Below are 21,811 nucleotides of genomic sequence, written 5' to 3' on the forward strand. Positions count from 1 at the left end.
CTTTATTAAAACATATATATTATAAGGTAATTAAATATTTTTCTACATTCTCTATCTGATTTTTAAATAAAAGAGGCTCAACTTTGAAGTATTCAACTTCATCTACATAGTTTATGTAGATGTTGCAATCTAATGCTTCAATTTTAGTTAAAAACTTAAATAAGTCTTCTTTTATTAAAGATTCATATTGAGAGTTTATTTGTATATAAAAATCACTAATAGAGTTTTCTCCATTAAACTTTATTATATCATTTCTTATTAATATACTTACATAAGAAAGTGCTAGTCTTTCTCCCATACCATTGCAAGTTAGACATTTCTCTTCAATCATGTCGAATATACTTCTACCACTTCTTTTTCTAGAAATTTGAACTAAATTAAGTTCCGTAAAGGGAAATACCTGAGTTCTATTTTTATCACTCTCAAGTTCACTTCTTAAAATATCTAAAATTTCTTTTTTAGACTCTTCGCTTGTTATATCTATAAAGTCTATAAGGATTATACCCGCTAAGTTTCTTACTCTTATCTGTCTTGCAATTTCTTTTGCTGCTTCCTTGTTGGTTTCTTCTCCAGTTTTTTCACGATTTTTGCCCTTAGTGTTTTTTCCAGAGTTTACATCTATAACATGCATAGCTTCTGTCTTATCTATAACTATATATCCACCACAGTTAAGACTCACTTTATTATGCCTTAAAGAAAGTATTTCCCTCTCTATTCCATAGAAATCAAATAGAGTTCTTTTTTGATCATATAGTTCAACCTGAATATCTTGTTTTTCCTCTAGATACTTCAAAACAACTTTATAATCTTCCTCTTTATTTACATATATCTTCTTAGTTTTTTTATCCATCTTATCTCTTAATATCTTATGTAATAATGGATTATCACCATATAGTTTTTGAGGATTTTTATGGTACTTAGCTTTTTGTTTTATTGTTTTATACTCTTGGTATAGTTCATCTAATTCATTTATTATACTCTCTATTTCACAATAAGCTCCACTTGTTCTTATTGTTATTGCTGCATCTTCAAAGGATTTTATATTCTTAAGCAATTCAGCTTTTCTATTTTCATCTTCTATTCTTTTAGAAATATTTATCCCTTTTCCTTTAGAGTTTATAACTGAATATTTCCCAGGCAATGAAAAATCCATAATAACCTTTGGCCCTTTATCTCCAATAGCTTCCTTTATTACTTCAACTACTATTTCATCCCCTTGCTTAAGTCTCACTTCTTTACTTAAGCTCATAAAAGCATTTTTCTCATAACCTATATCTACAAAGGCACATTTAATAGCTGGGACTATACTCTTAACTATTCCTTTGTAAATTTCTCCTGGTAATGGTTCTTTGGTTTCTTCTTCTACAAAACACTCCGTTAACTCACTGTTTTCTTTAATAGCTATTCTTAATATGTCTTCGCTTCTTTCTATAAATATTGCCCTCATTTTTTTACACCTTCTATACTATTTTATCTGATATCTAGTCACTGTAATAGCCCCACACTATTTAAGTGGAGCTAACAGTGACACGATCCTAGATTAGTTCAACTACGATTCAGCTAGGATTAAACGCCACCTGAATCAAGTTTCACTTTATATAAAGGTAGCAACTTACCATCAATTTCAGCGTACATCTCTTCTCTGTTAATATCTACAAAAGCTTCATTATTAACATTTGGAGTATGTTCTTTTATATAGTTAACAAATGCCTCTGTATTAAGATGTTCTCTACTACCACAACTTATCCTTGTATTTAATACTAAATAATCATCTTTAACCCAATATTTTATATCTTTTATAAAAGGTCTTATATTAACGCTTTTTTCTTCACCTTTTTTATTCTTTTTAGTTATAATCCATTCATCTTTTCCTAAAAGTTCTTTAAACTCTTCCTCTGCTAATTTTATATCAGTGTACTTGATCTTTATAGTGTAAACTGCTTGATCAACCATAGCCATAGATTGTGGAACCTTTTTAGTATTTGGTATAACTTCAATTCCTTTAGCTTCTAAAAATCTTACTCCAACTAAAGTATTTTGATTTAATCTTTCTATAATTTCTTTTTCGTCCATAGGATTTTTTAAAACCAAGTCCATATATTCCCCAACAGAACTTATTCCAACAGATAAAGGCTGAGCTATAGATAAAGCCATATGAGGATGGAAGCCCTTAGAGTATTCAACATCTAATTCACTTCTTAAAATTACTCTTTGAATAGATCTCATTAAATCTAAATGAGATATGAACTTTATATTTCCTTCTTTTGTGAACTTAATTAGATATCGCACCTGCAAAACACCTCCCTTCCTTAAAGTTTACATTTATTCCACAACCAGTACATCCAAGTCTACAGTTTTGAGTTAAACTTGCTGTTTTAGCTCTTTCATTTTCTTTTTCAATATACTCTCTATCTACACCAATGTCTATGAAGTCCCAAGGAAGAATTTCATCATAACCTCTTTCTCTATATACATAGAAGTCTCCATCAACTCCACATTCTTCGAATGCTTCCATCCATGTATCAAAATTGAAATACTCTGACCATCCATCAAACTTAGCACCCTTTTCATAAGCCTTTATAAGAACATCACACATTCTTCTATCACCTCTAGCAAAAACACCTTCCATGTAAGAAGTTTTTTGATGATGATAGTTATAAACTATGCTTTTAGCTTTTATAGAATCTCTTACTGCACTAATCTTTCCACTAACATTCTCCATTTTATCCATAGGAGCCCATTGGAAAGGAGTAAATGGTTTAGGTACAAATATTGATGTACTTACTGTAACCCTAAGACCCTTATTTCTTATATGTCTTGGTACCATGAAATACTGGGCAGATATTTTTTCCGCTAAGTCTCCTATACCTTTAACATCTTCAATTTCTTCATAAGGTAATCCTATCATAAAGTAAAGTTTTATAGTACTCCAACCAGCCTCAAAAGCAGATCTTGAAGCTTCTAATATTCTATCTTCAGTAAGACCTTTATTTATAACATCTCTCATTCTTTGAGAACCGGCTTCAGGAGCAAAGGTTAAACCTGTCTTTCTTACTTTTTGAATTTCTTTAATTAAATCCACAGAAAAAGCATCTACTCTTATTGATGGTAATGCTAAACTCACATTGTTATCTAAATGCTCACTCATTAAATCTTCCACTAATGCTTGAATATCTGAATAATCACATGTACTTAAAGAAGATAGGGATATCTCTCTATATCCTGTTGCCTTAAGCATTTCTCTGGCCTGCTTTAAAAGAGTCTCTCTACTCTTTTCTCTAATAGGTCTATAAATCATACCTGCTTGACAGAATCTACAACCATTAGTGCATCCTCTAAATAATTCTAAGACTATCCTATCATGAACTATTTCAGTGTAAGGAACTATTATATTAGTAGGAAATTCAACTTTATCAAAGTCAGGAACTATTCTCTTTTGAATCTTCTTTGGAACATCATCATATTTAGGTTTAAATTCTTTAATAGTACCATCTTCCTTATAGCTAACCTCATATAAAGATGGTACATATATACCTCTTATTTTAGATATTTCTCTTAAGAATTCTTTCTTCTTTCCTTTACCTTTATACTTTTTGTAAACTTCAATAACATCATTCATCATCTCTTCGCCCTCGCCAAGTTCAATGAAATCTACTATATCCCATAAAGGCTCTGGATTATACCCACAGGAACCCCCTGCCATAACGATAGGTTCATCCTCTCCTCTTTCAGAAGCTCTTATTGTTATACCTCCAAGGTTTAGCATATTTAATATATTTGTATAACTCATTTCATATTGAAGTGTAAAACCAACTATATCAAAATCCTTAAGAGGATCTTTAGTTTCTAATGTATATAAAGGTATGTCATTTTCTCTCATAAGCCCTTCCATGTCTGGCCATGGTGCAAATGCTCTTTCACAATATGTATCTTTTCTTTCATTAATTGTATGGTAGAGAATTCTTGAACCTAAATGGGACATCCCTACTTCATAAACATCTGGAAAACAAAATGCAAATCTTATGTCAACTTCATTTTTATCTTTAACTACTTGATTTAGCTCACCACCTATATATCTAGCTGGTTTTTCAACTCTAAATAAAATATCATCAGTAATTCTATTCATCAATTTACCTCCTGAGTTCATCTAAAAATTGGGAATGTGTACTCATTAAATCCACATCCCCAATATACTATTCTTCATTACTTTGTTATTCTACCACAATTTATATTTTTGCACTACCTAAGTATGTTCCTTTATTTCTAAATATTCCTCTAATGTTATATTTCCATAAAGCTTCAAAGCCTCCATAAGTTCATCTTCATATAATATTTCAAGGAGCTTCATACTCTCGTCCAAAACATAAAAACTATGAAACTTATTTTTATCTATCATTCTAAGCAGGTTAATTAGTCCTAGTTTATAACAAACAGATATACTTCTATTTTCTATATACTTTTGCTTATTAAACTTACTTTTCTTTTTAATCACATCTCCCATTAAAATATACATTATCCTTCCATTTTCCTTATATGCCGAGTAAATCACAAGAAAGCTAATCATTAAAAATGTTAAATTGACTTTATGTAATAGGAGCAGACTATAAAGAAAAAGTATTCCAAATCCAGTTCCTATAACAAAACTGCTATAAACTATCAGTTTAGTTGCAGCTCTATATGTTAGTTTCCTTGATAAAATAATATTAAAAATTCTACCGCCATCTAAAGGGAACACCGGTAAAAGATTCAATAAGCACAAAGTTATATTAATCGTAAATAAGTCTTTATACATATTTACTCCCTGCTTATTAAATAATATCAAAAATATAAGCGATAGAATCAAGTTAAATATAGGACCTGCAAAATAAACCCCTAGTTGTTTTTCATCTGAAAATTCCTCTAATTTTTCTATCTCTATAAAAAAACCTAATGGATGTATAAGTAAATACTTAATGTCCATACCAAAAATCAGAGCAACTAAACCATGAGATAATTCATGAAAAAAAATACATAAAAAAGCTACTAAAAGTTCATATTGCAGGCTAATACAAAAAAGAATAAGTACTTCGGATATAAACATTAAACCCTTTCTGCTCATTCTTCCCCCTAAATAAATTACTAATCCATGTTCATGTAATCTTCAATATTTCGTCCTTCTCCCATATACTTTAATTGAAATAAAAACGAAGAACTTACCTTGCCAATCATTTCTCCCTTGGCTACATCTTGATCTTCTTTTAAAACTAATTCCGATAAACCTCCATATACTGTCTCTATGCCACTTCCATTATCTATTATCATATACTTTCCTAAGGTCTCATCCTCTCCAACCTTTTTAACCTTACCATCATATACTGAATTAACATCAGTTGCTTCCGAAACACTAACTGAGTATATCTTTTGCTTTTCATCGTAGACCTTATATTCTCCTAATAATGGTTTAATAAAATTTTCTTTACTTCTCTTTTTTATACTATCTCCAGCACCTAATTTTTCTTTTATATCATCTACATATACCTCAGCACTGCTTTTGATGCTGGATAAATCCATAGTCTTAGCGTAATTTATAGTGTCCTCTACACTATATCCTTTATTAACTATATCTTTAGCCATAGCATATGCCGTTATAGTTTCAGGCGTTTTAATCATTTTAAACATAAATATTAACATGAATAAAATGAAGGTGCCCGCCAGTTCTTGGATTACCCTTTTAATTATGATATCTCCAACATTTTTACTTTGAGTTCCAGTTACATTTCCTACAGAATAATCTCTCCTGTAGCTATCTGGACCTCTTTTTTTGCCCATTATTTTTGCATAATAGCTCTCATATTCAGAGTTATAACTTCCCATTCATAAAACCTCCAATACTCTCCTTTCTATTAAAGTCTACTCTAAATATATATTTAGTTTTTTAAATTCCTAGAACAAAAATAAAGAACCAGCTGAAAGCTGATTCTTTATTACACTATTTAATATATTTTATTAATATTTCTGCGGTACCTATATTAGTAGCTATTGGCACCTCATGAACATCACATATTCTAATTAAAGCCGTTACATCTGGTTCATGTGGCTGAGAAGTTAGTGGATCTCTTAGAAAAATAACCAAATCCATTTCCCCTTGAGCTATCTTCCCACCTATTTGCTGATCCCCTCCAAGTGGTCCAGATAAAAACCTTTCTATAACTAAGCCAGTAGCCTCCATTATTTTAAGTCCTGTTGTTCCTGTTGCATATAAATTATGACCATTAGCTAATACATGCTGATGTTTCTTAGCAAAGTTTATAATATCTATTTTCTTATTATCATGAGCAATTAAAGCTATATTCATATTTCCCATTCCCCTTTATTTTTAAAAGTTTATTTTCTTCTTTCTCATTCCTATATTTAAAACAAGTCCTATAGACATCATGGTAGTTAACAATGAGCTACCTCCAGAACTTACAAGCGGCAAAGTAATTCCTGTTATTGGCATAAGTCCTATTGTCATACCTATATTTTGTAGTACAGCAAATAAGAAATAAGATGCAAAACCTACACATATCATTTTTCCCAATAAATCCTTACTTGTCCTAGATATTACAAGCATTCTGTAAATTATTATCCCATATAAAGTTAAAAGAAATATAGCTCCTAAAGTTCCCCAATGTTCTCCAACTACAGCAAATATAAAATCTGTTTGTTTTTCCGGAACATTTTGAGCAACATATCCAGTAGTAGCATTAATGTTTAAATCTGCACCAGTACCAAATAAACCGCCCGAACCTATTCCTATCATAGATTGAGTAAGCTGAAGTCCTGTGTTAAGTTCATCTGCTTCTGGATTCAAGAAGCTAGTAAGTCTAGCTTTTTGATATGTATGAATAAGTCCTGAATTCCATACTATTACAATCGCAACTACTAGTGATAATAATCCTCCGCCTATTATTCTCATATCTAAACCAGCTATAAAAAACATTCCTAAAACAATAAAGAAACATACCATAGTCATTCCCATATCTGGCTGCTTCACTATGAATAATACTGGAACAATTATATAAGCTGCTAGTATAAAGAAGTTCTTAACATCATTAATCTTTCCATCCATATCTTCAAGCTTTTTGGCCACTAATATTATAATAGCTATCTTGGCTAGTTCTGAAGGCTGCATAGAAAATCCACCTATTCTTATCCAACCAGTAGCTCCATTTATAGTCTTTCCTAAAAAAGGAGTAACTGCTAAAAGCAATGTTGATAATATGTAAAAAATTAAAGCATAATTTTTGAGCATTATATAATCTATAAGTAACATAAAATAAATTACTACTATAGAAAGTCCTAAAAATAACAATTGTTTTTTAAAGGAATTTAAAGTTTCCGGTGAACCTTTTGTTGCTAAATATATATTGAGGCAGCCAAAAAGAACTGTCATAATTGATGCAAGCAAAAGTGTGAAATCCAATTCCTTTAGGATTTTTAAATCCAATTTTAATTTTCCAAGCATTAGCACGCCTCCATTTTATCATTTCTATCCTATTATAACTCATATTATAATTTTTCACCATAAAGCTTACTATTAATTCATTAAGTTTTAAGAAAAAGTTATCTTTTTGTAAAGAAAAAAGTGTCGATTTTGTCGACACTCTGAGTTGTACATAAACATGTATAACTTTTCATTTATCTTACCTTAACATTTTTTATTGGAATATTTGCAACTAAAGCAGGAGAGATACCTTCCTCAACTTCTGTTTTTGTTACAGCAAACTCCATATTAGAAGAATCTATATCTACATATTTTGAAATCACTTCTAGTATATCTGCCTTAATTCTTTCCATAAGTTCAGGGTCTATTTCCCCTCTGTCATGTATAAGTATTAATCTCAATCTATCTTTTGCCACGTCTTTCGGTGTAGGTTTATTATTAAAAAACTTGTTCAGTAATTCCATTTCTACTCCGCCCCCTATTTACGTTTAAATAATTTCTTTAAAGAACCAAAAAATCCGCCGCTATCAGTGTTTAAATCCATTAAAGGTACTTCTTCTCCAAGAAGTCTTCTTGCAATATTTCTAAACGCTTGTCCAGACATTGCTTTTTCATCTAATACTATAGGTTCTCCTTTATTTGTAGAAACAGTTATAGATTTATCATCTGGAACTACTCCTAAAAGCTTTATTGATAAAGTTTCTATAATATCAGAGATATCAAGCATGTCTCCATTTTGAGTCATCTCATAATTTAGTCTATTTACTATAACTACGTGATCTTCTAAACCTTTTGAATCTAGTTTTCCTATAACTCTATCTGCATCTCTTACAGAAGTAATTTCTGGATTAACTACTACTACTGCTTTGTCAGCACCAACTATAGCATTTTCAAATCCTTGCTCTATACCTGCTGGACAATCTATAATTACAAAATCAAACTCTTCTTTTAATTCATTAACTAAACTAAGCATTTGATTAGGTTTTATATCATTTTTATCCTTGGTTTGAGCTGTAGGTAATAAACATAGATTAGGGAATCTTTTATCCTTAATAAGTGCTTGCTTTGTCCTACATCTTTTCTCTATTACATCAATTATCGTATAAACTATTCTATTTTCTAATCCCATTAAAACATCAAGATTTCTAAGTCCAGTATCACCATCTACAACCACTACTTTTTTCCCTAAAGCTGCAAGGGCTGTACCTATATTAGCTGTGGTAGTTGTTTTTCCTACTCCACCTTTACCTGACGTTATAACTATTGACTCTCCCATTCTAAAATCCCTCCACTATGTTATTTATATGCGAATTTATTAGGTAAATAGGGTTCTACCATTATAACCCCATCTTTAATCTTAGCTACTTCTGGATATCTAGGCTTATCATCACCTTCAGGTGATATGGTAATTATGTCTCCTATCTGAAGAAGCTCTGGTTCCAAAGAAAACGCAGCTATTATAGCTTTTGTGTTTCCATTTATCCCAGCATGTACTTGGCCTCTTATTCTTCCAAGTACAATAATATTTCCCCAGGCATAAACCTCTGATCCTGAATTAATATCTCCAACTATAACAATGTTGCCATTATAATCTACTCTTTGGCCCCCTCTTATAGTTTTTCGTATGAACTTGGTTCTTCCTTCATATATTCCTGAAAAAATCTTTATATCTTTTTCATCAATATCTTTAAATATGCATTCTTTTATACCAACTTCATCAAAAAGAGAATGCTTTAACAATCTAACTTCTCTTTCATCTATGTATTTAAGTTCAGTCTTAATAGTTATTGTTGCACCTTTATAAAATTTTTTCCCCTTATTTAATCTTTCCAAAAAAACTTCAAGCATATCTTGAAAATCCTTAAAGGCAGTAAATTTAATTATAGCCACTAAGCCTTCTCTATTACCTTTAATAACAATTCTATCATCAAGCATATGTAACCTCTCAAACTAGGATTTAACTTATTATTATATTCTCTTAAATTTAATTATAATACACAACAATTAAATTAACAATTAATAGTTAAATAGTTTTGTATCCATTTGTCCAAACATTCGGACATTTAATGAAATTATTCTAACTCAAACTACTAGAAATAAAAAACTCGGCACTAGGCCGAGTTTTAATTCCCTTGAGTATTAGTATTATTAGTGTTCACTGTATTATTATCTTGAAGCGGAGGATTTAATGTATAGTCATACTTTCCACCAACCTCTTCAGAATAATCTGTTGTGTAACCTTTAGCCTTTAAATCATCTCTAAAATAGGTTTCAAATATAGCTCTTGCTACTGGTGCCGCATAAGAACCGTGAGCAGCATCATAAAGAATAACAGCAACAGCTATCTGCGGATCTTCTATTGGAGCCACACCTACATAAACTCCATATGGTGCTCTTGCTATTTCATCTTGTTTATCACTAAATGTAGCAGTACCAGTTTTACCTCCAGAACTTAAATAAGAATTAAGCTTTTGGAAAGTACTTGCAGCAGTACCTGCTCCACCACCACCTACAGTACTTCCGTTAGCCATTTTCATACCAGCTTTAACAGCCTGAAGAGTTGATTCACTTATATTTACCTGATCTAAAACCTCTGGTTTAAACTCTTCCACAACATTTCCTTGTGAATCTGTGATCTTATCTACTAAATGAACCTTATATCTTGTTCCTCCATTAGTTACAGTAGATATATAACTTGCTAACTGTACTGGAGTAAAGGCATTCATACTTTGCCCTATAGATGCATAGGATATTTGAGCTATAGCCTTAATTTCAAATGCTGCAGAAAATACTACATACTGAGCTATCCCATTTACTGCTGAGGTTATAGCCGTTTTAGGCGTAACATTGGCGTTTTTAACCTTTTCTTGATATTTAGGCGAATTATCATAAATCTCTTGAATTGCAGGTCTTAATTTCGCAACAAGATCATTTTGACTATCACTTTGGCTTAATTCATCCTCTGTTCCAACCTTTTGTAGATTTTCTTTTATTATATTTTTAACATTTTCCTTCGCTTCTTTTAGTTTATCATCATCACTATCATTTTTTGCTAAATCCATAGGATACATAGTATTTTTATAGTCTTTTAATGTACCATTTTCTGCAAATTCTACTATATTAAACATAAATGAATTTATAGATCTGTTTTTAAAGGATATAAAATTATAAACCTGACCAAAATTTTCAGCTATTTCAATACCTGTAGAAGCTTTTTGATTGCTAGTAGGATCTACTCCTAATCCAAATCTCCAAGCCCACTTAGCTAATGAATCTAAAGCTGAAGTATTAGCTTTATTAGCTTGATTAGTTTTATTAGATGTACCACCACTATGTTCATATAACCTAATGCCAGCTTCATAGAAGAAAGTATTAGATGATACCTCCAGTGCCCTACTAACATTTACATATCCATTCCAGTTTCCATCTTTAGGTGAACTATCTCCTAAATACTCTTTACGTGTATCAAAAACAGGTTTTCCTAATATGTTCTCATTAATCCCAAATACCCCCTCCTCTAAAGCAGCTACAGCTGTAAGAGGTTTAAATGTTGATCCTGGAGGTGTCAATCCCATGGTAGCATAATTATAAAATGGCTTAGGGTAAAGGTCATATTGATCTTGCCTATAACCATTGCTATCCTTTGGGAATAAATCATCTATTGTTTTGTTTAGATTATTTTTTCTTATATATTCATTACCAAAAGCCTCTAAGTCAGGGCTAAAATACATTTTAGAGAGCTCTGGTGTAAGTTTTCCTGGAATTGAGAAATCATTCGGATTATAGGATGGGTAGTTAGCTAATGCTAAAACTCTACCTGTTTTAACTTCAATAGCTACAACTGACCCCCTAGTTGCATTTCTTACAATTGATCCATCTAGAGCAACTCCTACATTTTGATAATACTTCAATTGATGTTCAAGCATTTTTTCTGCTGAATATTGAATATTTTTATCTATTGTTAAGTGTAGGTTGTTCCCAGGTGAAGCTTCCAGTTTAAATAATTCTTCAGTTTTTCTACCTGAGGAGTTAACCTTAACTGTAGTCCCACCTTTGGTTCCTTTTAATATACTCTCAAATGCTGATTCTATACCTGCTTTACCTATCTTATCAGTATTAGCATCATATCCTTTTTCATCATATTTAGTCTGTTGACTTCCGTCTATTGAACCTATATATCCTAAAACAGATGATGCTAATGAATCATACGGATAAGATCTAACAGGCTCCATAGATACGTCTATCCCAGGCATATCATTACGCTTCTGATAGAATATAAATGATGTATTCCTATCTATGTTTGCTATAACTATAGGTTTATAGCCTTTAAAGCTCTGCATCTTAATAGCATCTTTTATAACTATGTATTTTCTTATTTCCTCTAAAGAATACTTTTGAAGAAGAATATCTAATATCTCTTTTCCACTCATTTTAGAATATTCTTTACTCTCTTCTTTTGTAGGCTTTAAGATATCATATATAGCATAACTTTTAACCATATAATAGAAGGTATCCTGAGGTGAATAGTTAAAAATAGCGTCATCTAACTGATTTTGCTCTCCTGAAGTTAAATCGCCCTCTTTACCAGGGAATAATTGTTTTCTTAATTCAGAATCTATTCCCTTATCCTTTTTAAATCTAATATTTAAAGCTCTTAATGAAGTCTGGTCACTAGTTTTAAAATCAAAATAAAATTCTTTATTCTCATTTAACATAAGCTGCATTTCATCTTGAATCTTTTGTCCATTTTCATCCAGTAGCTTAAAAGTTTTACTCATGGTATCATAAAAAGCTGCATTTGATTCTTCAGTACTTGTAAAAGTTACTGTATAACTTTGAACATTTGTAGCTAATACATTTCCTTTTTCATCATAAATAATACCTCTTGGTGCATTCTCCGCAATAAATCTTCTAGATTTTGTATTAGCGAGATCTTTATAGTCATCATATTTAACAATCTGAAGATATATTAGCCTTCCTAATATTGCGCTGAATATAAAAAACATAATCATAATCAAAGCAGTATATCTATTAAACTTTTTCTTTTTTTTATTCATATAATCACCTGCTAATTAAATTTCCATGGTATCTTCATAAATCTCGTTTCAGTTAACTTGTAAATCTTTTTATAGAAGATAAAACCAAATAAAGTGTTCATTAAAGTCATTACTATTATGTTTTCTACATCTATTTTTACATGAAGTAAATATAATATTACATAGATAAGTATATATTTAACTACTGTAGCTCCTAAAACTATCATAACAGGAACAGTTTTTCTGTTTTTAAATATTGTCTCTCCAACCTTTGCTGCTCCTAGACAAATAAGCATATTTAATAAACAATTAACCCCAAAGCCTGTTCCAAAAAATATGTCCTGTAATATTCCAAAATACACACCTATCCACAGAGCTTCCCACGGACCGGTTATAATTGAATAACAAATTGCAAATGTAAATAATAAACTCCCCCAAGATCCACCTACAGAAAATAACGGTAATATAGAATTATCGATAATCACAAGTATTATGCCGATAAAAAAAAGTACAACTCTTTTCATTATTAGTTATCCACCTTTATATTTCTTTTTTCCTTAGGTACTACAACAAATAATGATTCCAGTTTATTAAAATCAACATAAGGCTGCACCACAGCATTTTTCATTACTTTTACATTATCGTCTTCTACTGATATTACTTCTCCTATTCTTATATCCTTAGGTATTTCTCCAACCCCTGAAGTAAGAATTACATCTCCTGCTTTAATAGGCGAATCTATTGGGATATTGTATAACTTAGTTAAAAGTTTATTTTTAGAATCTTTGTATCCTTGTAAAACACCAGTGGTTTCTTGAGTACTTTCTATCTTAGAAGCTATAGCTATATTTTCATTTATTAAGGATTGAACCATGGCCCAGTTATCACCTACTGATGTAACTTGCCCTACTAATCCATTATCAGATACAACTACCATACCCTTCTCTATTTGATTTTTAATTCCTTTGTCAATTATGTATCCACCAGAAAAACCGCCACCACTATGTCCAATTATATTTGTACCAACATAATCAAAATTTTCATTTTGATTAGCAAAATCTACTACTTTTCTTAAGCTTTCATTTTCTTCTTTTAATCTATTGTACTCTATCAACTTAATTCTTAAGTCTTTATTTTCTTCACTTAACTTTCTATTTTCAGCCTTTACTTCCGAAAAATTATAAAAGAAATCCACCGCACCTTTAAAGTTATCCGTTACTTTATATGCTAATTTCTGTATAGGATTTAACGCCGCACCTGCACCACTCTCAAAAATAGTTTTATTCTCTTTTCTAAAGCTATAAACAATTATAATTAAAAAGCTAACTGACAGTACTATTATAGTTACTGCCAGTTTGTTCTTAAAAAGTCTCATGTATTCTTATCCTCTTTGTTGCTTAGCTATATTATCAAAATCTTCAAGAGCTTTACCAGTTCCTAAAACTACGCAATCAAGTGGTGATTCTGCGATATGTACAGGCATATGAGTTTCGTGGTTAATTAAAGCATCCAATCCTTTTAATAAAGCTCCTCCACCTGCTAACATAATACCTTTTTCAATAATATCAGCAGATAATTCAGGAGGTGTTTTTTCTAATGTAGTTTTTATAGATTCAATAATAGCCGCTACTGGCTCTTTTAATGCATCTCTAATTTGATCTTCACTTACTTCTATAATCTTAGGAAGTCCAGTTACTAAATCTCTTCCTTTAATGTCCATTTTTCTTTCTTCTTCATCAATTTTAAATGCTGATCCTAATTCCATTTTAATTTGTTCAGCAGTTCTTTCTCCTATCATTAGGTTATATTCTCTTTTTATATAACTAATAATAGATTGATCTAATTCATCACCAGCTACTCTTAAAGATTTAGCTGTAACAATACCACCTAAAGATATTACTGCAACTTCTGTAGTTCCTCCACCAATATCAACAATCATGCTTCCTGTTGGTTCTGAAACTGGAAGTCCAGCGCCTATTGCAGCTGCCATAGGTTCTTCCATAAGTAAAACATCTCTAGCTCCTGCAGCTTTTGTTGCTTCATAAATAGCTCTCTTCTCAACTTCTGTTACTCCTGATGGATAACATATTATGATTCTTGGGCTAGTAAATGAACTTTTATTAATTACCTTCTCAATGAATTTTTTAATCATTGTTTGTGTTATATCAAAATCTGCAATTACTCCATCTTTTAGTGGTCTAATAGCAACTATATTTCCTGGTGTTCTTCCTATCATTTGTTTAGCTTCTGTTCCAACAGCTAAAGATTTCTTTGTAGTATTATTTATAGCAACAACTGAAGGCTCTCTTAAAACTACACCTTTTCCTTTAACAAATACTAATGTGTTAGCTGTTCCTAAATCTATTCCCATATCTTTTGTCATTCCAAACAATCCCATTACTATACTCCTCTCAGAATTATATTATAGATTTCTCTTTCATACTTGCATAATTGCCATTCCCTATTATTACGTGATCTAAAAGCTCAATTCCTATGATCTTACCGCACTCCTTAATCCTTAAAGTTATGTTAATATCCTCTTTACTAGGAGTAGGGTCTCCTGACGGATGATTATGGCATATAATTATAGATGCCGCATTTTTCTTTAAAGCTTCCGAAAAAATTTCTCTAGGATGTACAATTGAGGAATTTAAACTTCCTTTAAAAACTTCCTTAATAGATATAACTACATTTTTAGTATTTAATATTATGAGTTTTAATACCTCTTGGGGAAGATTCTGCATTTCATTCATTAAAATGTTTGCTACTATTCTAGGCTCTGTGATTTTTATTTCTTCTGCAGTTCCCCTATAAGAATTAATTCTTTTGGTTAATTCACATAGGGCAATTAGCCTAGAGGCCTTAGCTTTTTTGATTCCATTTATCTGAAGAAAATCCTCAATACCAGCTGATAACATTCCATTTAATCCATCAACAGTTTCTAAAACTCTAGAACTTAATCCTAAGACATTTTCATTTTTACTTCCACATCTTAAAATTAATGCAATGAGCTCTGTATTACTTAAGGACTCTGCTCCATATAAAAACAATTTTTCTTCTGGCCTTTCATTTAAGGGTAAATCCATAACCTTTAGGTTATACATATAATAAACTCCTTTATTATTATCGATTTCCCTCCCCCTTAAACTAATGATTTCAACATTTTATCCAATTTATTCAAAGGAAGACCTACTACATTATAGTAGCACCCCTCTATACGCTCTACAAAAACCCCTCCGCGTCCCTGAATTCCATAAGCTCCAGCCTTGTCTAAAGGATCTCCACTATCAACATATGATAGAATTTCCTCATCACTAAGATGTGAAAACTTAACCTCTGTGCATACCGATTCACTTATAATCTTTTTACTTCTCAGGTCCATTACCGTAACTCCGGTATATACATTATGTACTTTTCCACTTAAAGATTTTAACATGTTATAGGCATCATCTTTATCCTTAGGCTTCCCTAATATTAAATCTCCAATAGCTACTATAGTATCAGCTGCTATTATTATATCTTCGGTGTCTAAGTTGTCTGCTACATATTTTGCCTTACCTAGTGATAATTCCTTAACATACTCTTCTAAGTTGCCGTTAAAAACTACTTTTTCTTCCGGAAAGAAGCTTTCTATTACTCTAAACTCTTCACAAAGTCTAGTTAATAATTCCTTCCTACGCTCAGAAGCAGAAGCTAAAACAAATCCCACTTTTATCACTCCTAATATCTTATTTTAATATTATTACCAATAATATACCATTTATAACATGCATATTAGGATAAACCTTGCTGTATAGGCATTTTACTCCCTTTACATCTAATATAGTTTATCATTTATGTATTTTATATACAAGTGCCTTTAACTTTTTTAAGGAATTTTTAATCATATTGAAACCTTTTAACCTTTCTGTAATATTTCCTGCTTCTCAAGCTCCATTAAATTCATTTTAACTTCATGCGATATTCAACCATTCAACCATTCAACCATTCAACCATTCAACCATTCAACCATTCAACCATTCAACCATTCAACCATTCAACCATTCATTACGGTAGTCTACTTTTTCTGCCTACTCTTTATTCATTTTCCAACTAAATTTTTTGTTTTTTTCGAGGAATTGTAACAATTGTTTGATTTTTTTAATATCATATAGAGTACATGGATTAGAAAGATTAGACTGGCGCCAAGAAGCGTTCTTATGAAATAGTGATAAAAAAGACTATAAAACTAATTATTCTAGTTTTACAGTCTTATTATTAATTATATTTATGGCTTTATGAACTTTTATAAGGTCCTATTAAAGAATATAAAAATTCTAGTTCTCCAGATATATTATCCCTTGTTAGCTCTGCTGGAAGGTTATTTACATGTTCTTTTATAACTTTTATCTCACTAGCCCGATCTTCTTTTTCTTCAATATTAGATACCCATTTTTTGAATTCTACTGTGGTATAACTCTTTACCTTACTATCTTTTAGTGCATCTAGTATTTTCATATATCCATCAACTAACCCATATATCACAGAATCATAATAAGATTTTCCTTGAATATCTATTTTTAGTCTAACAGCCTGAGTTCCTAGAGATGTTATCTTATTTTTATCTTCATCACCTTTATCAAGCATATATATTCCTGATATAACTCTATACTTGTCTCCATCTTTTATTAAATACACAGGTATAGTACCGCTTAATTTTTTCTGTGTTTCTAAAGCGTATTTCTCTTCACTATAATACCCACACTGTATTAATTCAAAAGTTCCATACACTTTTGAGTCCGTAACTTGTGTTTCATTATTACTCGGCTTATCTTTTGTACCTATTATATCTTCTATAGAAAAATCTCCTTTAAAGATAAATTTAGATAACATGGTTCCTAAAATCACTGCAAGAATAACAATGGTTATAAAAAAAGTCATGGATTTAAATCCTTTATCATTTTTTTTCTTATAATTATATCTAGTGTACTTCATAATATCCTCCTTACTTAACTACTACTGTATATAATATTATGTAACTGGAAGTTTTATGATTACTTATGTAAAATAAAAAATAAAAGCACCTAATATTTTAGATGCTTTAACTTTCTATTGTGCTATTCTTCTTGCTCCTGCAAATCTACTTGAGTAATAAGAATCATTTAAAGAGCTTATTGTAACATTTTTACCTGACGATGGGGCATGTATAAAGTCCCCTCCCCCAATGTATATCCCAACATGGCTTATAGAACCATAGGTATTGAAGAAAACCAAATCTCCAGCTGATAGATTAGCTCTAGATACAGCTGAACCCATAGAAAATTGTGAACCTGTATAATGAGGTAAAGAATATCCAAACTTGCTATATACATACATAGTTAATCCTGAACAGTCAAAGCTCTTTGGACCTGATGCTCCATACACATATGGTCTTCCTATAAGATTATATGCATAAGAAACCACATTACCACCAGCTCCACCACTACCTCTTGAAAGTGACACTCCGCTATATGATCCTGATTCATCTTTCTTTGGTGCAACTATAGTTTTTTGAACCTTAAGTTGAGTAGTTTTTAAAACAACTCCTTGAGCCGCATTCCCAGTTGTGTCTGCCTTTGTTTTAATTGCGTTGAAACTTGTGGCTGTAATTAACGACATAGTAAGCAATAGAGTTCTAGTTATAATTTTACCCCTTTTATTCATTATAATTTCCCCTCTCCTTTGACAATCTTCCCTTTTATTTTACAGTAAACATTTTCACCTATTCACACTTCTTTTATTATAATAAAAGAAGTGTGAATAGGTCAAGCGTTTATGCAAAAAAATTGGCTTGGTTAGAAAACCAAGCCAATAGTATGTTCCTTATCTGATGTCTAGCCACTGTAAAACTCACATCATCTATTAAGATGAGAGATAACATTGGCACGACCCTAGATAGGTTCAACTAAGATTCATATAGGGATTTAACCCTATCTGAATCAAGTTTCACCTTATTCCGCTATTCCATAATAACATCTTTTAGGTGAATTTATCTTTCCTTCAGCCTTAAGTGCTTTTATAGCCTTATCTACATCTTTTTTGTCTAATCCAGATTTTTCTGCTATTTCTCCACCTTTTAAAGGTTCTCCAGCAGATTTTAGAGTTTCTAATACTTTATCATTTAAATCCATTATAAGTATCCTCCTTATAAAAAAATTGTTAACATAATTATACCAAAATCTCTCATTTGGTCAACAATATTTTTTCTTTAATAATAAATATCCCTTATCTAAAAACCTTACTTGATTTCTTTTAGTACTCTTAATAGATAATCCCATAAGTTTTTAACAGAAGATATACTCATATGTTCATTAGGTGTATGAACATCATATAAATTAGGTCCAAAACTTATCATATCCACATCTTCACCTAATTTCTCCTTAAATAATCCACATTCTAATCCAGCGTGAATTGCAATTATCTTAGCATCTTCTCCTGTCATGTCTTTGTGTACTCTTTCACAGATTTCTCTTATTTTAGAATTCTCTTGATATTGCCATTCTGGATAGTCTCCAAAAGTATCTACCTTAGCATCTAAGGTTTCTGCTATTACTTCTATTTTTCTTAGCATTTCTTCTTTAAGACTTCCAACAGAACTTCTTATAGCGGAATTATATTCTACATGAGTATCGGTTGTTTTAACAACCCCAAGATTTAATGAACTTTCCACTAACCCTTCTATAGCCATGCTTCTTGTATTTATGCCATTTGGAATAAGATATAATATTTTTACAGCCTTTTCAGTGGATTCCCTTGAAAATACCTTTTCTACCTTTGTATTTAATTCCTTAGCTTCTAATTTAACATCTGGATCTTGAGCATTTAATTCATTTTTGAATACATCATTAAAGTGTTTTATTCTTTCTTTTACAGCCTCAACATTTGATTTATTTAAAGTAATAACTGCATCCATTTCTCTTGGAATGGCATTATCTTTAGAGCCTCCATTCATAGATACTAATCTAACGTCCTCAAAAGAAAGAATATCCATTAAAACTCTTCCCATTAACTTATTAGAATTACCTCTTTCTTTATCTATTTCCATACCTGAGTGGCCGCCTTTAAGACCTCTTACTGTAATCTCTAAAATAGAATCTTCTTCTTTTTTAGATTCCCATTTAATATCAGATGAAACATTAGCCCTCATTCCCCCTGCACAGGAAACAAGTAAATATCCCTCTTCTTCTGAATCTATATTCAACAGAATTTTTCCATCTAAGTTCTTTTTCTCAACAGCCATAGCTCCACCCATACCTGTTTCTTCATCTGTTGTTATTAAAACTTCTAGGGCTGGATGTGGAATTTCTTTTGATGAAAGCACAGCCATAGCGTATGCTACTGCTATACCATTATCAGCTCCTAAAGTTGTACCTGTAGCAAAAATATTATCTCCATCAACTCTAAGTTTTATAGGATCTTTTAAGAAATCGTGAACTGTATCATTATTTTTCTCACAAACCATATCCATATGCCCTTGTATTATTACAACAGGAGCATTTTCATATCCTTCTGTAGCTGGCTTCTTTATAATAATATTTAAAGCTGAGTCCTGAATTGTTTCCAATCCTAAATTTTGACCAAAAGCTAATAAATAATCACTTATCTCTTTTTCATTTCCTGAACCTCTAGGTATTTTAGATATCTCCTCAAAATAATAGAAGACTTCCTTTGGCTCTATATTTTCTAAAATTCTCATAGACTAATCATCCTTTCAGTAAAAATATGTTATTATAATATTATAACATTAGGACATTATAATATCCTAATATTATAACAAGTTTATTCTATCATTATCTCACTAATATATCTAAAGTTATTCGTTTATACTAAAGTTAATAATTTGAATGAAAAATATAGTAGAGGTGATTTTATGCAAAAAACAAAAATGATCTTCACAATCGGTCCTGTTTCTGATAATGAAGATGTCTTAAGAGAATTTATAAAAATAGGAATGAGTGCAGCAAGATTAAATTGCTCTCACGGCACACAAGATGACCATAGAAAGAAAATGGATTTAATAAAAAAACTTAGAGAAGAATTAGGTACTCCTACAAGTATACTGCTAGATATAAAAGGTCCTAAGATAAGAACTCATAATTTTATAAATGGTGAAGCTACTCTTCATGTTGGAGATGAGTTTTCATTTTTATGTTCTGGAGAAATTTTAGGTGATAACAAAAGATGTTCTATCTCTTACGAAACTCTTTGCAAAGATGTAGTTGTCGGCGGTACTATGCTTGTAGATGATGGACTTTTAGAATTTAAGATAAAAGAAATAAAGGGAAAAGAAATTCTGACAGAAGTTGTTGTTGGCGGCACTATAAAAGATCACAAAGGAGTAAATGTTCCTAACGTTAATATTAATCTTCCTGCTATTACAGAAAAAGATGTTAATGATTTGATTTTTGGATGTAATGAAGGCGTGGACTTTGTTGCTGCTTCTTTTATAAGAAAAGCTTCTGATATTTTAGAAGTAAGAAAAATACTTAAGGAAAACAATGGAGAACACATTAAAATAATAGCTAAAATCGAAAACCAAGAAGGTGTAGACAACATCGATTCAATAATCGAAGTTACTGATGGTATCATGGTAGCTAGAGGTGATATGGGAGTTGAAATTCCTATAGAAAAAGTTCCTATAATCCAAAAAATGATTATAAGAAAGTGTAATTCTGCTGGGAAAATAGTAATTACAGCAACTCAAATGTTAGACTCAATGATAAGAAATTCAAGACCTACTAGAGCTGAGGCTTGTGATATTTGTAATGCTATATTTGATGGTACAGATGCTATAATGTTATCTGGCGAAAGTGCTTCCGGCACATATCCTATAGAAGCAGCAAAAACTATGAGTAGAATAGCTTTAGAAACTGAAGCTAATTTTGACTATGTATCATTCACTAATAACCTAAGAGAACCTTCTTTATTAGCCTTTGAAGATGCAATAAGTTACTCTGCTTGTAGAACTTCAAATATATTGCCTACAAAAGCAATAGTTGCTGCAACTAAAAGTGGTGCTACAGCAAAACTTATATCTAAATACAAACCAAGTTGCCCTATAGTTGCAATAACTCCTTACGAAAAAGTAAGAAGAAGTTTATCATTAAACTTTGGGATAATCCCTGAAACCTGTGATATGTTTAGTACCACAGATGAAATATTAAGTGAAGCAAGAAAAGTGGCTTCAAGCCTTGAACTTGCTACCTCAGGTGATAATATATTAGTAGCCGCTGGAATGCCTACTACTCATGTTGGTGGAACTAATATGCTTAAAATTGAGAAGCTTTAAATT

General features: G+C 31.1%; 21 protein-coding genes. 1 reads left to right on the forward strand and 20 read right to left on the reverse strand.

Going from position 1 to position 21,811, the window contains the following annotated elements:
• Positions 1–19 precede the first annotated feature (19 nt).
• The 20 genes from B3N22_RS23340 to B3N22_RS23435 all read right to left on the reverse strand — a co-directional run bounded on the left by B3N22_RS23340 (position 20) and on the right by B3N22_RS23435 (position 20,215).
• Positions 20–1,447, reverse strand: a complete 1,428-nt coding sequence (locus tag B3N22_RS23340; protein WP_286911064.1) for an Rne/Rng family ribonuclease — start codon at positions 1,445–1,447, stop codon at positions 20–22.
• A 119-nt stretch (positions 1,448–1,566) separates the two neighbouring features.
• Positions 1,567–2,289, reverse strand: coding sequence for a TIGR03936 family radical SAM-associated protein (locus B3N22_RS23345; RefSeq protein WP_286911066.1), 723 nt, complete (start codon positions 2,287–2,289; stop codon positions 1,567–1,569).
• Positions 2,273–4,126 carry a TIGR03960 family B12-binding radical SAM protein gene (locus tag B3N22_RS23350; protein ID WP_286911068.1) on the reverse strand — a complete coding sequence of 618 codons (1,854 nt, stop codon included), beginning with the start codon at positions 4,124–4,126 and terminating at the stop codon, positions 2,273–2,275. The genes B3N22_RS23345 and B3N22_RS23350 overlap by 17 nt, the downstream gene beginning before the upstream one ends.
• A 117-nt stretch (positions 4,127–4,243) precedes the next feature.
• Positions 4,244–5,098 carry a site-2 protease family protein gene (locus B3N22_RS23355; RefSeq protein WP_073018158.1) on the reverse strand — a complete coding sequence of 285 codons (855 nt, stop codon included), beginning with the start codon at positions 5,096–5,098 and terminating at the stop codon, positions 4,244–4,246.
• A gap of 20 nt (positions 5,099–5,118) precedes the next feature.
• Entirely contained in the window at positions 5,119–5,853 is a 735-nt protein-coding gene (locus tag B3N22_RS23360) for a M23 family metallopeptidase (protein ID WP_286911070.1), read from the reverse strand.
• 115 nt (positions 5,854–5,968) lie between these two features.
• Positions 5,969–6,334: a methylglyoxal synthase gene (mgsA, locus tag B3N22_RS23365; RefSeq protein ID WP_073018154.1), complete on the reverse strand. Its 366-nt coding sequence runs from the start codon at positions 6,332–6,334 to the stop codon at positions 5,969–5,971.
• Between the two features lie 21 nt (positions 6,335–6,355).
• A complete protein-coding gene (rodA, locus tag B3N22_RS23370) occupies positions 6,356–7,486 on the reverse strand; it encodes a rod shape-determining protein RodA (protein ID WP_286911073.1) in 1,131 nt (376 codons plus the stop codon).
• A gap of 173 nt (positions 7,487–7,659) precedes the next feature.
• Positions 7,660–7,929, reverse strand: coding sequence for a cell division topological specificity factor MinE (gene minE, locus B3N22_RS23375; RefSeq protein WP_238902719.1), 270 nt, complete (start codon positions 7,927–7,929; stop codon positions 7,660–7,662).
• Between the two features lie 14 nt (positions 7,930–7,943).
• Positions 7,944–8,741: a septum site-determining protein MinD gene (gene minD / locus B3N22_RS23380; RefSeq protein ID WP_238902720.1), complete on the reverse strand. Its 798-nt coding sequence runs from the start codon at positions 8,739–8,741 to the stop codon at positions 7,944–7,946.
• 20 nt (positions 8,742–8,761) lie between these two features.
• On the reverse strand, positions 8,762–9,400 hold the full coding sequence (gene minC / locus B3N22_RS23385; protein ID WP_021800620.1) for a septum site-determining protein MinC: 639 nt from the start codon (positions 9,398–9,400) through the stop codon (positions 8,762–8,764).
• A gap of 188 nt (positions 9,401–9,588) precedes the next feature.
• Positions 9,589–12,522: a peptidoglycan D,D-transpeptidase FtsI family protein gene (locus tag B3N22_RS23390; protein ID WP_286911076.1), complete on the reverse strand. Its 2,934-nt coding sequence runs from the start codon at positions 12,520–12,522 to the stop codon at positions 9,589–9,591.
• A gap of 11 nt (positions 12,523–12,533) precedes the next feature.
• Positions 12,534–13,025, reverse strand: a complete 492-nt coding sequence (mreD, locus tag B3N22_RS23395; protein ID WP_286911078.1) for a rod shape-determining protein MreD — start codon at positions 13,023–13,025, stop codon at positions 12,534–12,536.
• 2 nt (positions 13,026–13,027) lie between these two features.
• On the reverse strand, positions 13,028–13,876 hold the full coding sequence (gene mreC, locus B3N22_RS23400) for a rod shape-determining protein MreC (RefSeq protein ID WP_286911079.1): 849 nt from the start codon (positions 13,874–13,876) through the stop codon (positions 13,028–13,030).
• Positions 13,877–13,882: 6 nt separating this feature from the next.
• On the reverse strand, positions 13,883–14,899 hold the full coding sequence (locus B3N22_RS23405; RefSeq protein WP_021800615.1) for a rod shape-determining protein: 1,017 nt from the start codon (positions 14,897–14,899) through the stop codon (positions 13,883–13,885).
• A gap of 19 nt (positions 14,900–14,918) precedes the next feature.
• A complete protein-coding gene (gene radC, locus B3N22_RS23410) occupies positions 14,919–15,605 on the reverse strand; it encodes a RadC family protein (protein ID WP_021800614.1) in 687 nt (228 codons plus the stop codon).
• Positions 15,606–15,643: 38 nt separating this feature from the next.
• The gene (locus B3N22_RS23415; protein WP_286911082.1) at positions 15,644–16,210 is read right to left on the reverse strand and encodes a Maf-like protein; all 567 of its coding nucleotides are present in this window, start codon (positions 16,208–16,210) and stop codon (positions 15,644–15,646) included.
• Between the two features lie 566 nt (positions 16,211–16,776).
• The gene (locus tag B3N22_RS23420; protein WP_286911084.1) at positions 16,777–17,475 is read right to left on the reverse strand and encodes a hypothetical protein; all 699 of its coding nucleotides are present in this window, start codon (positions 17,473–17,475) and stop codon (positions 16,777–16,779) included.
• Positions 17,476–17,589: 114 nt separating this feature from the next.
• Positions 17,590–18,183: a C40 family peptidase gene (locus tag B3N22_RS23425; protein ID WP_286911086.1), complete on the reverse strand. Its 594-nt coding sequence runs from the start codon at positions 18,181–18,183 to the stop codon at positions 17,590–17,592.
• Between the two features lie 287 nt (positions 18,184–18,470).
• The gene (locus B3N22_RS23430; RefSeq protein WP_073018127.1) at positions 18,471–18,650 is read right to left on the reverse strand and encodes an HTH domain-containing protein; all 180 of its coding nucleotides are present in this window, start codon (positions 18,648–18,650) and stop codon (positions 18,471–18,473) included.
• A 107-nt stretch (positions 18,651–18,757) separates the two neighbouring features.
• Positions 18,758–20,215 (reverse strand): aminoacyl-histidine dipeptidase, encoded by a 1,458-nt coding sequence (locus B3N22_RS23435; RefSeq protein WP_286911089.1) that lies wholly within the window; start codon positions 20,213–20,215, stop codon positions 18,758–18,760.
• A gap of 174 nt (positions 20,216–20,389) precedes the next feature.
• On the opposite strand from B3N22_RS23435, the gene pyk reads away from it, so the two are divergent.
• Complete coding sequence (pyk, locus tag B3N22_RS23440; RefSeq protein ID WP_286911091.1) at positions 20,390–21,808, forward strand: pyruvate kinase; 1,419 nt, start codon at positions 20,390–20,392, stop codon at positions 21,806–21,808.
• Positions 21,809–21,811: the final 3 nt, after the last annotated feature.

It is taken from the genome of Clostridium sp. UBA1652 (assembly GCF_002320975.1).
GTDB lineage: Bacteria > Bacillota > Clostridia > Clostridiales > Clostridiaceae > Clostridium_T > Clostridium_T intestinale.

Coding starts and splice junctions, on each gene's coding strand:
- minD (WP_238902720.1), bottom strand. CDS start 8,741: ATGGGAGAGTCAATAGTTATAACGTCAGGTAAAGGTGGAGTAGGAAAA.
- radC (WP_021800614.1), bottom strand. CDS start 15,605: ATGTATAACCTAAAGGTTATGGATTTACCCTTAAATGAAAGGCCAGAA.
- B3N22_RS23350 (WP_286911068.1), bottom strand. CDS start 4,126: ATGAATAGAATTACTGATGATATTTTATTTAGAGTTGAAAAACCAGCT.
- B3N22_RS23390 (WP_286911076.1), bottom strand. CDS start 12,522: ATGAATAAAAAAAAGAAAAAGTTTAATAGATATACTGCTTTGATTATG.
- B3N22_RS23430 (WP_073018127.1), bottom strand. CDS start 18,650: ATGGATTTAAATGATAAAGTATTAGAAACTCTAAAATCTGCTGGAGAA.
- minE (WP_238902719.1), bottom strand. CDS start 7,929: ATGGAATTACTGAACAAGTTTTTTAATAATAAACCTACACCGAAAGAC.
- B3N22_RS23360 (WP_286911070.1), bottom strand. CDS start 5,853: ATGGGAAGTTATAACTCTGAATATGAGAGCTATTATGCAAAAATAATG.
- B3N22_RS23355 (WP_073018158.1), bottom strand. CDS start 5,098: ATGAGCAGAAAGGGTTTAATGTTTATATCCGAAGTACTTATTCTTTTT.
- rodA (WP_286911073.1), bottom strand. CDS start 7,486: ATGCTTGGAAAATTAAAATTGGATTTAAAAATCCTAAAGGAATTGGAT.
- minC (WP_021800620.1), bottom strand. CDS start 9,400: ATGCTTGATGATAGAATTGTTATTAAAGGTAATAGAGAAGGCTTAGTG.
- mreC (WP_286911079.1), bottom strand. CDS start 13,876: ATGAGACTTTTTAAGAACAAACTGGCAGTAACTATAATAGTACTGTCA.
- B3N22_RS23425 (WP_286911086.1), bottom strand. CDS start 18,183: ATGAATAAAAGGGGTAAAATTATAACTAGAACTCTATTGCTTACTATG.
- B3N22_RS23340 (WP_286911064.1), bottom strand. CDS start 1,447: ATGAGGGCAATATTTATAGAAAGAAGCGAAGACATATTAAGAATAGCT.
- B3N22_RS23420 (WP_286911084.1), bottom strand. CDS start 17,475: ATGAAGTACACTAGATATAATTATAAGAAAAAAAATGATAAAGGATTT.
- B3N22_RS23435 (WP_286911089.1), bottom strand. CDS start 20,215: ATGAGAATTTTAGAAAATATAGAGCCAAAGGAAGTCTTCTATTATTTT.
- pyk (WP_286911091.1), top strand. CDS start 20,390: ATGCAAAAAACAAAAATGATCTTCACAATCGGTCCTGTTTCTGATAAT.
- mreD (WP_286911078.1), bottom strand. CDS start 13,025: ATGAAAAGAGTTGTACTTTTTTTTATCGGCATAATACTTGTGATTATC.
- mgsA (WP_073018154.1), bottom strand. CDS start 6,334: ATGAATATAGCTTTAATTGCTCATGATAATAAGAAAATAGATATTATA.
- B3N22_RS23405 (WP_021800615.1), bottom strand. CDS start 14,899: ATGGGATTGTTTGGAATGACAAAAGATATGGGAATAGATTTAGGAACA.